Genomic DNA, 13,803 nt, shown 5'->3' with positions numbered 1-13,803 from the left:
CCGGGAACCACGGTGGGAGCATGACACCGCATTCGCCCGACTTCAGCATCAACCGCCCCGGCGTACTGATCGCCGCCCTGCCCGCAGTCCTGGGCTTCGTGCCCGAGAAGTCTCTCGTTTTGGTGACGGTCGATCACGGGGAGATGGGATGCGTTATGCGCGTTGATCTTTCCGATGAGGTGACGGAGTCCGTAGAGCACATCGCCGAGGTGGCCGCGAGTGCGCGACCAGACGCGGCGATCGCGGTCATCGTCGATGACGACGGCGCGAGCTGCCGGATGTGCAACGACGACTACCGCCACCTGGCCGCCGCTCTGGCGGCGACACTCGCCGAGCACGGCATCGAACTGCTGGCGGTTCACATCGTTGACCGCGTCGCCGCAGGCGGACACTGGCACTGTGCCGACGGCTGCGGGAATGCCGGAACCGTCGAAGACCCGTCCGCATCGCCGTTGGCCGTCGCCGCGGTCCTGGATGGACGCAGGCTCTACACGCGGCGCGCGGAACTTCAGGAGGTCATTGCGGTGGCGGATCCGGCCCGCAGCGCCGCGCTCGAGGCTTCCATCGGTAGCTGTGATGCCGACCGGTCGGACGCCGATGTGCGACGCGATGTCGAAATGGCCATGGCCGCAGCGGTCAACGTCGCCGACGGTCAGCCGCTGTCCGATGACGCCGCCGCACGGCTGGCTTGTGCACTGACCGACCCGCTGGTGCGCGACACGCTCTACGCGCTGGCGGTCGGTGAGGCCGCCGGACAGGCCGAAGCGCTGTGGGCACAGTTGGCCCGCACGCTTCCGGAGCCATGGCGGGTGGAAGCGCTTGTGCTGCTGGCATTCTCGGCATACGCCCGCGGCGACGGGCCGCTGGCCGGAGTGTCGCTGGATGCGGCGCTACGGTGCGACGAGACCCATCGGATGGCGGGCATGCTCGACACCGCCCTGCAATCGGGGATGCGACCGGAGCAGATTCGCGACCTGGCCACGACCGGGTACCGGTTGGCCGATCGGCTGGGTGTGCGGTTGCCGGCCAGGCGCGCGTTCGGGCGCCGCGCGGGTTAGACCTTCTCGACCTTCACGGCGTGCGCCATGTGGTGCGGCAGCTCGACCTGCTCGTGGCCGGGGATCACGATCATGACGCCACCATGGTCGTTGGCTTCGACCGTGACGCGCGCATTGGGCACCACGCCGGCGTCCTTGAGCCGTCCGATCAGCTCGACGTCACCCTGCACGTGCTCGGTCAGTTGTCGCACGACGACAGCGACAGGCATGCCGGCGGGCAGCTCGGTGAGCCGAACCAGGTTGATCTGGTCGGTGCCCGACTCGCTCGAGGCCAGTCCGAGCTCGGCAAGGCCGGGAATCGGATTGCCGAACGGGGACGTGGTGGGGTGGTCGAGCACCCGCACCAGGCGACGCTCGACGTCCTCGCTCATCACGTGTTCCCACCGACAGGCCTCGGCGTGCACTTCCTCCCACGGCAGCCCGATCACGTCGACCAGGAGCCGCTCGGCGAGCCGGTGCTTGCGCATCACGGCGACGGCCAGGCCGCGGCCCTTGTCGGTGAGCTGGAGATGTCGGTCGCCCGCGACGTGGAGCAGCCCGTCGCGTTCCATCCTGGAGACGGTCTGGCTGACGGTCGGACCGCTCTGGTCGAGGCGCTCGGCGATACGCGCACGCAGCGGCACGACGCCCTCTTCCTCGAGGTCGTAGATGGTCCGCAGGTACATCTCGGTGGTATCGACCAGATCGTTCATTTCACAACCCTCCGTCAAGGGCGAGTCTACCGGCCGAGGGGCTTGAACTGCGCCGCTACGCACCCCGACACGTGCAACTGAGAATGCCCGCCGGCGGACCGGCGGGCATTCAGTGAAAACGTTCTCAGCTGGCGTAAGACCGCAACCGATCGGCACGTTCGCCGTTGCGGAGCTTGGCCATCACCTCGCGCTCGATCTGGCGGACGCGCTCGCGGGACAGACCGAACAGCTTGCCGATCTGGTCCAGGGTGCGCGGCTGGCCGTCGTCCAGGCCGAACCGCAAACGGATGACCTGTTGCTCACGTTCGTCGAGCGTGGCCAGCACATGGCGGATGTCGGTGTGCAGCAATTCGGAGATCACCGCGTTCTCGGCCGACATCGCCTCGGCGTCCTCGATGAAGTCGCCCAGCGGCGCTTCCTCGTCGCTGCCGACCGGCATGTCCAGGCTCACCGGATCGCGGCTGTGCTCGAGCAGATCGGTGATCTTCTCCACCGGGATGCCCGACTCTTCGGCGAGCTCCTCGTCGGTCGCCTCGCGGCCCAGATTCTGGTGCATCTCGCGCTTTATCCGGGCGAGCTTGTTGACCTGCTCGACGAGGTGGACCGGAAGCCGGATCGTGCGGCTCTGATCGGCCATGCCGCGGGTGATCGCCTGACGGATCCACCACGTCGCATAGGTCGAGAACTTGAACCCCTTGGCGTAGTCGAACTTCTCCATCGCACGGATCAGGCCGAGGTTGCCCTCCTGGATCAGGTCGAGCAGCGGCATCCCGCGACCGGTGTAGCGCTTGGCCAGCGACACCACCAGACGCAGGTTGGCTTCCAGGAGGTGGCGACGGGCGGCTTCGCCGTCCCGGACGACCACGCCAAGATCACGTTTGCGGCTCTCGCCCAAGCGCTTACGCGTGTCGAGCAGGTGCTGCGCGTAAAGGCCTGCCTCAATGCGCTTTGCGAGCTCAACCTCATCGGCGGCATTGAGCAAGGCCGTTTTGCCAATGCCATTCAAGTAGACGCGTACGAGGTCGGCGGCTGGACTCTGGGCGTCCAGATCGCCCTCGATGCGGGTAAGGGTGGCATTTGCCATCACGGCCTCCTGATCGGGTCGAACTGTCATGAGCTATAACGCCCATCTGCCCGTAGGAGTTCCCAAGGATCGGTTGCTTCACACCTTCTGATCTGCGGTTATTCGATCTTGACCTGAGAATGTGCTGAGAAATGCAGTAGAAAATCCTCAGTCCGCGAAATCGCGTTGCGGATCACCTTCACCCGATTGCCGCGTCGAGTGCGCGCGATAATCCAGCGCTGGCCGCTCCGCTGTCGGGAACAACGGAATTCGGCGCGCGGACTCGTAGCGTCGCGGTTCCTCGGCACGGCGCGGCGGCCGATCGTTGGCGATGAGTACCGCGATCCACGGCAGGGGAATCGACGCCACCAAGATCGCCAGGGAGATGAGTCCGTTCTCCCAAATGCCGTACGCCACCGCGGCTGCGATGAGGGCGGGAATGCGCCAGAACATCAACGCCAGGTACTTGCGTACCCGCTCGCGGTGCTGGACTTCGTATGAGGGTGCGGCCTGGGTGATCAGTATCGGTCGGCCGTCATCATCGAAACTCAGCTCTGGGCCGTGTTTCATACCTCCACTGTTCCACACTCGTCGTCTCTTGTACGTGTCGGAATTCTTACAGGCAAAATGGTTGGCATGCAGACCCAGACGATCGAGCGCACCGACACCGACGAACGCGTCGACGACGGCACCGACGGCGACGCCCCCAAGTTCTTTCATTACGTCAAGAAGGACAAGATCGCAGAGAGCGCGGTGATGGGTACGCACGTCGTGGCGCTGTGCGGCGAAGTGTTCCCGGTGACCAAAGCCGCCAAGCCGGGGTCGCCCGTCTGCCCCGATTGCAAGAAGATCTACGACCAGCTCAAGAAGTAGCGGCATCGGGGGTCGGGTCCGCCGCCGGCGCGTTGACGTCGTCCCGCGCGGGCACGCCGCGACCGTTGCCCGACTCGGCCTTCTGCTTGAGCCACAACCGGACCCGTTTGGCATGTGTCGGGGACGCGGGCCATTCCTCCTGGATCGCGGCGTTCAGTTCGGCGCCCAGCATGATCGCGAAGCCGAGGAAGAAGGCGAACAGCAGGAACGCGATCGGCGTCGCGAGCGCGCCGTAGGTGTAGCCGGTGCTGGTGATCCACGTCAGGTAGACCCGCAGCCCCAATGTCGCGCCCAGGAAGACGACAGTCGCCAGGATCGACCCCAGGACAAGCCGATGTGTCGGTAGCGGTTCGGGCAGCGACACCCGATAGAGGATGGTCACCCCCACGAATAGCGTGACGATCAGCAAGGGGTAGTACCCGAAGGCCAACACGTTGTCCCAGCTGTCGGGCAGGTATCCGGCGATCTTGCGCGGCCCGAGCGCGACGAGCGGCGCTGCTGCGATCGCCACCACGAGACCCGCGACATAAAGGCCGAGCGCGAAGAATCGTTGCCGCACCGGGTGGCGCAGCGGTGTCTGGTCGTGGGCGTCGACGACAGAATCGACGAATGACGACATCGCCGACGATCCCGCCCACAGCGATATCACGAAGCCGATCGACACCACTTCGCCCCGGGCGTTCCTCACGATGTCGTGCACTGTGGGCGTGATGATCTCGTTGACGATGTTCGACGAGAAGAAGCGCTCCGCCGTGCTGATCAACTGGTCCTGGATGACGGGCAAGGTTTCCGGGCCGAACAGCGGCGCGATGTACGCCAGACTTCCCAGCATCCCCAGCAGCAGCGGCGGCAGCGACAGCGCACACCAGAACGCCGCCTGCGCCGACTCGGAGAAAATCGAGTCGTCCCAACTCTTCGAGAGTGTGCGCCGGACGAGGTGCCTCATGTGATGGCGTGATGGCGGACGGGGTAACGGCTGGGACTGGTCGTTCATGTCCAGACCAGCATTCCTGACGACGGGCCGTCTCGCCTAACCACGCGGGCCGTCGTGTCGGCGGTTATGCCTCCAGCGGGCTCGATTCGAGAACGGCGGCCAGCTCCACCAGCTTGGCCTCGTGCTCGTTCGCGTGATGCTGGCAGAACAGCAGTTCACCGCCCGACGGGAGCTTCGCCCGCACGCGAGCCGCGGCCCCGCAGCGATCGCAGCGGTCAGCCTTGGTCAATTCCGGGCTAATGAGCGTTGCGGTCATGGCACCTCCATCGGTTCTCGCGTATCTCTACTGTCTCAGACGCTTTCGGTTTCGGCCTTGTTCCCTAGGGGTTTACCGGTGTGTCGTGTCTCACCGTTATGCCGAGTTGCCCACGCGTCAGACCCGCGGTATGCCACTCTTGCCGGCTGTGCTGGTCCACATTTGCGGCGCCGAGGAGTGGCGGTCGGCTCAGGACGACGGTGAGCTACGGCCGGACTCGCTGGCCTCGCACGGTTTCGTGCATCTATCCACGCCCGAGCAGGTGCACCTGCCCGCGAACCGGCTCTACGCCGGCCGCTCAGACCTCGTGCTGCTCCGCGTCGACCCTGCACGCCTGTCCTCTCCGATCCGCTGGGAACCCGGTTTGCCGAGCGATCCCGATGCGATGGTGTTCCCACATTTGTACGGTCCACTACCTACCAAAGCTGTGATCAGTGTCACGCAGTACGAGCCGGGTGCCGACGGCGTTTTCGCGCCGCTCGAGCAGTAGGGGCCCGAGCGCGGCGGAAGAGGTCCTACTCGGCCACGTACGCGTCGACCTCGATCTCCACGAGGTGTTCGGGCGCGATCAGTGCCGACACCTCGACCATGGTCGCCACCGGCATGACGTCGCCGAAAACCTCGGCATGGACGGCGCCGACGTCGTGCCAGCGCGAGATGTCCGTCACGTACATCCGGGTGCGCACCACGTCCGCCAAGGAGGCGCCGACCTCCTGCAAAGCTATCTCTATGCGCCGCAACGCGTCCCGCGCTTGCACCGCGACACCGTCACCGGCGCCGGTGGTGCCCGCGACGGCGACGAGTGGGCCGGTCCGCACCGCCCGCGAGTATCCGACCGTGGCCTCGTACTCGGAGCCGGAGGAGACATTGCGGCGCGTCATCAGACACAAAGTAGTCGCCCCGGTGGCTCAGGCAACGGGTTTACAGTCGGGCCATTGACTGACAACCTAAACTGACCCACCGTGGGCATTCTTCTGGGCTTCGCGCCGTGGATCGTCTATTGGGTCCTGGTCGGCAACGTCCCCTTCCATACCGCGGTATTGGTCGCGTTTGCGATTGCCGTGCTGTCGTTCGTGATCGGCCGGGTGAAGGGATCGGCGGGTCGCACACTCGAGATAGGCGCCATCGCAACGTTTTTGGTGCTGACGGTGCTGACCTTCACGCTGAGCGAGCAATTCATGCAGCAGTGGATGCAGCCGCTGAGCAACGCGGGTATCTTCCTGGTGGCGCTCGGCAGCATCCTCGCGCACAGGCCGTTCGTCCGTGAATTCGCGGAGGTCGGCCAGCCGAAAGAGATCATCGAGACCGACGTCTTCAAACGCATCACGGCGGTGCTGACGTGGATCTGGGTGGCCGCGTTCGCGGGGATGACGGTGTCATCGGCCATCCCGCCGCTCGTGTACGGCGAGGCGACCATCCTGGACACCAAGACACCGCTGTCCTTCGTCTGCTACTGGGTCGTCCCGTTCTCGCTGCTGGGCCTGGCGGCGCTGGCGTCACGGCTGCTTCCCGAGCGGATGGCTCCGCCCGACGAAGAGATCGTGCGAAACACCACATTCGTCGCGTTCGCCGAGGCGGAGATCGACCAGTTGATTTACCTCGCGACCGAGCACGCCAACCGTGAGGTAGGTGCGGGCAAGGAGGCGTTCGACATCAGGATCGGCAGCAAGGGCGTGCCGCTCGTCGGCGACGAGACGCGGGAGTCGTGGCCCTCGACGTACAAGGTGCGCGAGAAGAAGCGCTGACGGCGATCAGACCGGAGCGGCCTCCACGATCGACATCATCGGCGTCGCGGTGTCGACGACACGCGTGAGCCGGAACCCGCATCGCGCCAACAGATTGGCGAACTCTGCGCGGGTGCGCTCCCGGCCGCCGGGGGAGACGAGCATCTCCATGTCGAGCACGGCCCCCCAGTTCGAGGTCGCACGCTCTGGCAGCACGAGTTCGAGCAGCAGCAGTCGGCCGTTCGGCGCGATCGCGGTGCGGATGTTGCGCAGGATCTTCTCGGAGATCTCGTCATCCCAGTCATGGATGATCGACTTCATCACGTAGGCATCGGCCCCGTCGGGAACCAGGTCCATGAATGAACCCCCCTCGACGGCGCAACGATTCGCGACGCCGGCGGCCTCGAGCACCGGCCCCGCGCCTGCCACGACCGACGGGAGGTCGAACAGTACGCCGCGGGCGGTCGGGGCCGAGCGCAGAATGGCGCTCAGCAGGTTGCCGTGACCACCGCCGATATCGGCGATGAGCTTGAAGCCGGAGAAGTCATATGCCGGGATCACGGTTTCGTTGGCCAACCTGGCCATCGCTGACATGGCGTCGTTGAAGACCGCAGCCTGCTCGGGCGCCTCGTCGAGATGCTCGAAATATGATTTGCCGTAGAGCTTTTCAGGTGAGGGCCGACCCGTCTGTACCGAATGCAGCAGCTCGCCCCATTCAGCCCAGTGCTCCGGAGACCCGATGAACAGGACCATCGACCGCAGGGAATTGGGTGCATCGGCGCGCAATGCTTGGCCCATTGCGGCCAACTCGAACCGGCCATCGGAGAGTTGGCGGAACACATCCCGGCCGGCGAGCATGCGCATCAACCGGAACACCGAGTCCGGGTGCCCGCCCACTTTGGCGGCCACCTCGTCGGCCATCTTGGGGCCGTTGGCGAGCTCGTCGGCGATGCCGAGTTTGGCGGCTACGTAGAGGGCCTGGGACACCCAGGCGCCCTGTGCCGTCTCGAGTAACGCGATGTAGCCGGGCACCATCGCGCGGTTGACCTTCTGCAGCGCGGTACGGGCGGACTCGATGATGCGGACGACGCGGGCGGGCGGGACTTTTGCGGGCTTCTCAGGCACGGAGCAAGAGACTACCGGTCGATAGCGCCGCTTCATTCTTTGCCGCATGCACGGAGTTATTCGCGGATTAGCTCCGTGGATACGGTTATTAACTCGCAAAGGTTCGGTACGCTTCCGCCGTGCCGGAAATTCGCGTCCGTGAAGCAGCCGAACTCCTGGGGGTCAGCGACGACACCGTGCGCCGCTGGATCGATGACGGCGCCTTGACCGCTCACCTCGATGCGTCGGGGCGCAAAGCGATCGACGGGGCCGCGCTGGCCGCGTTCGCCGGGGCGAACGCGAGTGTGGCGCCCAAGGACCCGCTGAGCGTCGCGAGTTCGGCGCGCAACCGCTTCGCCGGACTGGTAAAAAAGGTCGTCACGGACACCGTCATGGCCCAGGTCGAAATGCAGTGCGGACCGTTCACCGTCGTCTCGTTGATGAGCACGGACGCCGTAAGGGAACTGCAGCTCGAGCCGGGCAGTGTCGCCGTTGCGGTCGTGAAGGCAACCACCGTGATCGTGGAGACGCCTGGGGGCCAATGATGAAGCAGTCCAAGGTGTTTGCATCGGCGGCGACGTTGGCGTTGGTGTTGTCGGCGTGCGGATCTGGCGACGAGGCGGAGGACAGTCAGACGATCATGGTGTTCGCGGCGGCCTCATTGAAGTCGGCGTTCACCGAGATCGGTGAGCAGTTCAACGCCGACAACCCGGGGACGAGGGTGAAGTTCTCTTTCGCGGGCTCCTCGGATCTGGTCACCCAGCTGACACAGGGCGCACCGGCTGACGTCTTCGCGTCCGCCGACACCGGGAACATGGACAAGGCGACTCAGGCTGGACTGCTGGACGGCGAACCGGTGAACTTCGCATCCAACACGTTGACGATCGCGGTTGCACCGGGAAATCCCAAGCCGATCACGTCATTTCGGGATCTGACGAAGCCGGGACTCGCCGTGGTGGTGTGCGCGCAGCAGGTGCCGTGCGGCTCGGCGGCCCAGCGGGTCGAGGAAGCCGCCGGTATGGATATCACACCAGTGAGCGAGGAAACGTCGGTCAGCGACGTGCTCAACAAGGTGACGACGGGCCAGGCCGATGCCGGTCTGGTGTACGTCACCGACGCGACGGGCGCGGGAGACAAGGTCACTGCCGTGCCGTTTCCAGAATCCGCCGGTGCCGTGAACACCTATCCGATCGCCGCGCTCAAGTCCGCCGAACACGAGGAACTGGCCCGCAAGTTCATCGACGCCGTCACGAGCCAAGCCGGCCAGGCGACGCTGACCGCGGCCGGCTTCGCCAAACCCTGATGGATGAGGCGGGCCGACCCCGGTACTAATCCAGGTAGTCGCGCAGCACCTGAGAGCGGCTGGGGTGGCGCAACTTCGACATCGTCTTGGACTCGATCTGGCGGATGCGCTCACGCGTGACGCCGTAGACCTGACCGATCTCGTCGAGGGTGCGCGGCTGGCCGTCGGTCAGACCGAACCGCAGCCGAACCACACCCGCTTCGCGTTCCGACAGCGTCTCCAGCACCGATTGCAGCTGATCCTGTAACAGCGTGAAGCTCACCGCGTCGACCGCGACGACGGCCTCGGAGTCCTCGATGAAGTCGCCCAGCTGCGAATCGCCCTCGTCACCGATGGTCTGGTCCAGCGAGATCGGCTCACGCGCGTACTGCTGGATCTCCAGCACCTTCTCCGGCGTGATGTCCATTTCCTTGGCCAGCTCTTCGGGAGTGGGCTCGCGGCCCAAGTCCTGAAGCAGCTCACGCTGGATACGGCCGAGCTTGTTGATCACCTCGACCATGTGCACCGGGATGCGGATGGTGCGGGCCTGGTCGGCCATCGCGCGGGTGATCGCCTGCCGGATCCACCACGTCGCGTACGTCGAGAACTTGTAGCCCTTGGTGTAGTCGAACTTCTCGACCGCACGGATCAGACCGAGGTTGCCCTCCTGGATGAGGTCCAGGAACGCCATACCGCGGCCGGTGTAGCGCTTGGCCAGCGACACCACCAGACGCAGGTTCGCTTCCAGCAGATGGTTTTTCGCGCGGTCGCCGTCACGGCAGATCCACGCCATGTCGCGACGCTGCGCGGCGGGCAGCTTCTCGCCCTTGTCGGCGAGTTCAGCCATCAGCTGGGTCGCGTACAGGCCGGCCTCGATGCGCTTGGCGAGCTCGACCTCTTCTTCGGCGTTGAGCAGTGCCACCTTGCCGATCTGCTTCAGGTAGGCGCGCACCGAGTCGGCAGAAGCCGTCAGCTCGGCGTCCTTGCGGGCCTGCCGCAGAGCCTCGGATTCCTCTTCGTCCCAGACGAAGTCGCCCGACGCCTTGTCCTTTTCGCTTGGCTCGGCGATCTCCTCGTCGTCGGTCGCGGGGGCTGCCACCGCGACCTTGGGTGCGGGCTTGGCGGCCGCGCCTTCCCCGGCCTCAGCCGCGACGGGCTCGTCGTCGACTTCGAGGTCTTCCAGATCGACGTCCTCTACTTCGAGGTCACCGTCGGGCTCCACCTCGACGTCGTCGTCTGTCTCGAGCGCTTCGACCTCGCCGTCGACCTTCGTCGCATCCGCCTCAGGCGACGTGGCCTTCTTGGCCCGGCCACGGGTCGCCGGCGCGCCGTCGGTCTTGGCTTTGGCGGCCCGCTTGGCGGGCGCGGCCTTGGCCGTCGCCTTGGTGGGCTTGGTCGCGGTGGTCGCCTTGGCGGCGGTCGTGGCCTTGGTCGCCTTCGCGGCAGGAGTCTTGGCGGCCCGCTTGGCTGGTGCCGAACCGTTGGCGGTCTTCGCCGCCGGGGCCTTCTTGGCCGGGGTCTTGGTAGCGGTGCGCTTCACCGGCTGATCGATTGCCGGGCTTGCCTTTGTCGCTGCCACGTCACCCTTTCGTCGTACTTCGTTCCGGTGGGCAGTGCGGATCCCAACGCAGGCTGGGGTCATGCGCCATCGAAAAATGTCGGCTGTCGAATATCGGCGGTTTGATCTCGCCGCTATCCGGGCTACGGCCGCCGTCGTCCATTGTAACGACAGTGTGTGCCACTGCCGCCTTGAGCGGCAAATTCGATCGTTTCGGCGCGGCTACTTGCCGGTAGCTGTGACGTCGACCGCGGCGGCCATCGCGGCGCCGACGATGCCGGCCGTGTTCTGCAGGGCCGCGGCCACCACCGGTGTGCGGTTCTGCAGCAGCGGAATCCACTTCTCCGCTTTTCGGCTGATGCCGCCGCCTGCGATGAACAGGTCCGGCCAGATTGCGTTTTCGATCGCTACCAGGACCTTTGTCACCTCTTGGGTCCAGCGCTCGTAGCTCCAGTCCTTCTTTTCCTTGACCGAGGACGCCGCGCGATGCTCGGCCTCCTTGCCCCCGACCTCGAGATGACCGAACTCCGTATTGGGCAGCAACACGCCGTTGTGAATCACGGCCGAGCCGATGCCGGTGCCGAAGGTGAGCAGCACGATGACGCCCGTGTTGTCCCGGCCCGCGCCAAACCTCTCTTCGGCCAGCCCGGCCGCGTCGGCATCGTTGAGCACGGTCACCTGCTGGCCGTCGAGTGCCTTGCTGTAGAACTCGCTGGCATTGCTCCCGATCCAGCCCTTGTCCACATTGGCGGCGGTGCGCACGATGCCGTCGGTCACGACGCCCGGATAGGTGACCCCGACTTTCTCGGTCCAACCGAACTCGCGGACCACGGCGGCGACGGTCTTGCTGACCGCTTCGGGGGTGGCCGGCTGCGGGGTTTCGAGCTTGAAGCGGTCTCCGATCAGCAGACCGGTGTCGAGGTCGACGATGCCGCCCTTGACGCCGCTTCCGCCGACATCGATGCCGAACCCGCGCCGTTGGCCCGCGCCGGTGGCCGCCGCTTGTGCGGCTGAATCGTTGGCTGTCATCGGCGCTCCTCTGGATCGGCCCGGCACTGCGATGCGCCACACACCTTAGTGGCTAGGCAAAACTCATGGGCGATCCCTTGATAACGCGCGGGCCCAGTCGCGCAACCGGTTAGCGAACAGGCTCCCCGCGTGCCGCCGGACTGTGTTGCGATGTGCGGGTGGTCGAAAACGACACCCCGGCGGGCCGGGAATCCATCACCGATCCCGTCCTGCTGCGCTCGGTAGCCGAGCAACTGGCCACCGAGGCGGCCGCGTTCGTGCGGGCGCGCCGCGCCGAGGTTTTCGGCGATCGGAGCACCGTCTCGCCGGTGCAGGCCAAGAGCACTCCGACCGACCCGGTCACCGTTGTCGACACCGAAACCGAGGCGCTGCTGCGCGACAGGCTGGCGGCCCTGCGTCCGGGGGAGCCCGTGATGGGTGAGGAGCAGGGCGGAACGAACGACGGACGGTTGACGTGGGTGCTCGATCCGATCGACGGCACCGTGAACTTCGTGTACGGCCTCGAGGCATACGCGGTCTCGGTCGGCGTCCAGCGCGGCGGAGCATCGGTGGCCGGGGCGGTCGCGAACGTCGCCACCGGCGCGCTGTACTCCGCTGCCGTGGGTCACGGCGCCGGCCTGCAATACGGGGGAGTGACGACGCGGCTTCGGGCCAGTGCCGCCAACGAACTGTCGATGTCCTTGGTGGGCACCGGCTTTTCGTATGCCGCTGAGAAGCGGACAAGGCAGGCCGAAGTCCTCACCGCGGTGCTGCCCGCCGTCCGCGACATCCGTCGTTTCGGGTCGTGCGCGCTCGATCTCTGCATGGTGGCGGCCGGCGGTCTGGACGCCTACTACGAAGACGGCGTGCATGTGTGGGACTGGGCCGCGGCCGCGTTGATCGCCGCAGAGGCCGGGGCGACGCTGCGGCTGCCGGCCAGCGACGGCACACCCGGCCTGATCATCGCGTGTGCACCCGGCATCTCCGACGAGCTTGCGGCTTTGCTGAACCGGGCGGGTGCGGTTTAGCTTTACCCAAACCCGTTGGGCGCCAGGGAGTTAACTGCCTAGCAGGTGCTGGAGTGAATCTTTTCCAGCAGTGCCGTATCGGCTGTCTGCGTCGCGTCGGGGCGCAGGCTGGCCAGCACGGCGTCGATGTCGTCGCTGTGGCTCAGTTCGGTGAACTCGGTGCCGATCGCCAGGTCGACGGTGTCATCGGTGCGCTCGTCTTCGAACAGTTCGGTGCACGGCGCGACGAGCCAGACGGCGGCCGCGGCCGCCCGACCCGAGGGCCCGAACCGAATCTGGCCCTGGCATGTCAGTCGGGCGCTCGCGTACACGGCGTCGTTGGCCGCCGTCGGCTCGGCGAAGCCCTGATCGCGAAGTGCGCCGGCCACCTCGGCGGCCTGGCCGCCCTGCCCGCTCGCATTGAGCACCCTGATCTTGGTGTCGGCGAGCTTGGCCGGGGTGACGTCGACCATCTCGCTACGGGTGATCTGCTGGCCGAGCGTCGGCGGCGGGTTGTTCGCGTCCGCCGGCGGCGGCGGGGGATTGCACGCGGCGGTCTCCTCCACCGCGACCGGCTGGTTCAGGGCGATGACCCAGATCGTCAGCGTCACGACGGACAGGGCGACGAGCGCCAGAATGCCCGGCAGGTAATTGCGCCGCCGGAATGGGCGGCCATGCTTGTCGAATGCCGTACCCTCGGTGATTTGCGCGACCACGAGAGCACTCTAGAGGTCCCGTCGCTGCGACCTTAAGGTGGCATCCAAGAGACTGTGATGTAAATCACAGTGCAACGTGTTTCATTCCGGGCACGAATCATTTGGTGGATGCGTTCGACGCTGGTACAAAGCAACGCTGCAAGGTTTGATGAGGGGACAGGAAATGGCTACCGATTACGACGCCCCGCGGCGTACCGAAACCGATGACGTTTCGGAAGATTCGCTGGAGGAGCTGAAGGCGCGGCGTAACGAAGCCCAATCCGCGGTGGTCGACGTCGACGAATCCGAATCCGCCGAATCATTCGAACTGCCCGGTGCCGACCTGTCCGGCGAGGAGTTGTCGGTTCGCGTCATCCCGAAGCAAGCCGACGAGTTCACCTGCTCGAGCTGCTTCCTGGTCCATCACCGCAGTCGGCTCGCCAGCGAGAAGAACGGCGTCATGATCTGCACCGATTGCGCCGCTTGACG

At 65.9% G+C, this 13,803-nt stretch carries 18 protein-coding genes; 8 read left to right on the top strand and 10 right to left on the bottom strand.

From position 1 onward, the window contains the following. Positions 1-20 precede the first annotated feature (20 nt). On the top strand, positions 21-1,058 hold the full coding sequence (locus tag BST47_RS03010; RefSeq protein ID WP_083123678.1) for a DUF4192 domain-containing protein: 1,038 nt from the start codon (positions 21-23) through the stop codon (positions 1,056-1,058). Here the strand turns inward: BST47_RS03010 and BST47_RS03005 are convergent. The 3 genes from BST47_RS03005 to BST47_RS02995 all read right to left on the bottom strand — a co-directional run bounded on the left by BST47_RS03005 (position 1,055) and on the right by BST47_RS02995 (position 3,383). Next, positions 1,055-1,750: an iron-dependent transcriptional repressor DtxR gene (locus tag BST47_RS03005; RefSeq protein WP_083123677.1), complete on the bottom strand. Its 696-nt coding sequence runs from the start codon at positions 1,748-1,750 to the stop codon at positions 1,055-1,057. The two genes, BST47_RS03010 and BST47_RS03005, sit on opposite strands and share 4 nt — an antisense overlap. Positions 1,751-1,874: 124 nt before the next feature. Continuing rightward, complete coding sequence (locus tag BST47_RS03000; protein WP_083123676.1) at positions 1,875-2,834, bottom strand: sigma-70 family RNA polymerase sigma factor; 960 nt, start codon at positions 2,832-2,834, stop codon at positions 1,875-1,877. Positions 2,835-2,981: 147 nt separating this feature from the next. Beyond that, the gene (locus tag BST47_RS02995; RefSeq protein ID WP_179964737.1) at positions 2,982-3,383 is read right to left on the bottom strand and encodes a DUF3099 domain-containing protein; all 402 of its coding nucleotides are present in this window, start codon (positions 3,381-3,383) and stop codon (positions 2,982-2,984) included. A gap of 66 nt (positions 3,384-3,449) precedes the next feature. On the opposite strand from BST47_RS02995, the gene BST47_RS02990 reads away from it, so the two are divergent. After that, complete coding sequence (locus tag BST47_RS02990) at positions 3,450-3,686, top strand: DUF3039 domain-containing protein (RefSeq protein ID WP_083123764.1); 237 nt, start codon at positions 3,450-3,452, stop codon at positions 3,684-3,686. On the opposite strand, the gene BST47_RS02985 is transcribed toward BST47_RS02990, so the two are convergent. Both BST47_RS02985 and BST47_RS02980 read right to left on the bottom strand, forming a co-directional pair. Next, on the bottom strand, positions 3,676-4,680 hold the full coding sequence (locus BST47_RS02985) for a YihY/virulence factor BrkB family protein (protein ID WP_083123674.1): 1,005 nt from the start codon (positions 4,678-4,680) through the stop codon (positions 3,676-3,678). The genes BST47_RS02990 and BST47_RS02985 overlap by 11 nt on opposite strands. 64 nt (positions 4,681-4,744) lie before the next feature. Next, positions 4,745-4,936, bottom strand: coding sequence for a DUF7455 domain-containing protein (locus BST47_RS02980; protein WP_083123673.1), 192 nt, complete (start codon positions 4,934-4,936; stop codon positions 4,745-4,747). Positions 4,937-5,066: 130 nt separating this feature from the next. Between BST47_RS02980 and BST47_RS02975 the strand changes: the two genes are divergently transcribed. Continuing rightward, positions 5,067-5,426, top strand: a complete 360-nt coding sequence (locus BST47_RS02975) for a DUF952 domain-containing protein (RefSeq protein WP_083123672.1) — start codon at positions 5,067-5,069, stop codon at positions 5,424-5,426. A 25-nt stretch (positions 5,427-5,451) separates the two neighbouring features. Here the strand turns inward: BST47_RS02975 and BST47_RS02970 are convergent, their stop codons facing one another. Beyond that, positions 5,452-5,817 (bottom strand): RidA family protein, encoded by a 366-nt coding sequence (locus BST47_RS02970; protein ID WP_083123671.1) that lies wholly within the window; start codon positions 5,815-5,817, stop codon positions 5,452-5,454. A gap of 81 nt (positions 5,818-5,898) precedes the next feature. Between BST47_RS02970 and BST47_RS02965 the strand changes: the two genes are divergently transcribed. Continuing rightward, positions 5,899-6,681 carry a hypothetical protein gene (locus tag BST47_RS02965; protein WP_083123670.1) on the top strand — a complete coding sequence of 261 codons (783 nt, stop codon included), beginning with the start codon at positions 5,899-5,901 and terminating at the stop codon, positions 6,679-6,681. A gap of 6 nt (positions 6,682-6,687) precedes the next feature. Here the strand turns inward: BST47_RS02965 and BST47_RS02960 are convergent, their stop codons facing one another. After that, positions 6,688-7,821 carry a methyltransferase gene (locus BST47_RS02960; RefSeq protein ID WP_083123669.1) on the bottom strand — a complete coding sequence of 378 codons (1,134 nt, stop codon included), beginning with the start codon at positions 7,819-7,821 and terminating at the stop codon, positions 6,688-6,690. A gap of 83 nt (positions 7,822-7,904) precedes the next feature. On the opposite strand from BST47_RS02960, the gene BST47_RS02955 reads away from it, so the two are divergent. Together BST47_RS02955 and modA are read left to right on the top strand one after the other, a co-directional pair. Continuing rightward, a complete protein-coding gene (locus BST47_RS02955) occupies positions 7,905-8,309 on the top strand; it encodes a TOBE domain-containing protein (protein WP_083123668.1) in 405 nt (134 codons plus the stop codon). Then, on the top strand, positions 8,309-9,067 hold the full coding sequence (modA, locus tag BST47_RS02950) for a molybdate ABC transporter substrate-binding protein (protein ID WP_083123667.1): 759 nt from the start codon (positions 8,309-8,311) through the stop codon (positions 9,065-9,067). Before BST47_RS02955 ends, modA begins: the two co-directional genes overlap by 1 nt. A 25-nt stretch (positions 9,068-9,092) precedes the next feature. On the opposite strand, the gene BST47_RS02945 is transcribed toward modA, so the two are convergent. Together BST47_RS02945 and ppgK are read right to left on the bottom strand one after the other, a co-directional pair. Continuing rightward, the gene (locus BST47_RS02945) at positions 9,093-10,625 is read right to left on the bottom strand and encodes an RNA polymerase sigma factor (protein ID WP_083123666.1); all 1,533 of its coding nucleotides are present in this window, start codon (positions 10,623-10,625) and stop codon (positions 9,093-9,095) included. Between the two features lie 201 nt (positions 10,626-10,826). Next, positions 10,827-11,633 (bottom strand): polyphosphate--glucose phosphotransferase, encoded by an 807-nt coding sequence (gene ppgK / locus BST47_RS02940; protein WP_083123665.1) that lies wholly within the window; start codon positions 11,631-11,633, stop codon positions 10,827-10,829. Positions 11,634-11,791: 158 nt separating this feature from the next. On the opposite strand from ppgK, the gene BST47_RS02935 reads away from it, so the two are divergent. Further along, positions 11,792-12,640, top strand: a complete 849-nt coding sequence (locus tag BST47_RS02935; protein ID WP_272937626.1) for an inositol monophosphatase family protein — start codon at positions 11,792-11,794, stop codon at positions 12,638-12,640. A gap of 38 nt (positions 12,641-12,678) precedes the next feature. Here BST47_RS02935 and cei read toward each other — a convergent pair whose 3' ends face one another. Next, positions 12,679-13,335: an envelope integrity protein Cei gene (cei, locus tag BST47_RS02930; RefSeq protein ID WP_083123663.1), complete on the bottom strand. Its 657-nt coding sequence runs from the start codon at positions 13,333-13,335 to the stop codon at positions 12,679-12,681. A gap of 163 nt (positions 13,336-13,498) precedes the next feature. On the opposite strand from cei, the gene BST47_RS02925 reads away from it, so the two are divergent. Beyond that, complete coding sequence (locus tag BST47_RS02925) at positions 13,499-13,801, top strand: DUF4193 domain-containing protein (RefSeq protein ID WP_024445904.1); 303 nt, start codon at positions 13,499-13,501, stop codon at positions 13,799-13,801. The last annotated feature ends 2 nt before the right edge of the window (positions 13,802-13,803 follow it).

The organism is Mycolicibacterium tusciae (genome assembly GCF_002086795.1).
In the GTDB taxonomy this organism is placed as follows: domain Bacteria; phylum Actinomycetota; class Actinomycetes; order Mycobacteriales; family Mycobacteriaceae; genus Mycobacterium; species Mycobacterium tusciae.
The sequence above is the reverse complement of the archived record's forward strand: the minus strand, read 5'-3'. Positions and strand labels throughout refer to the sequence as shown.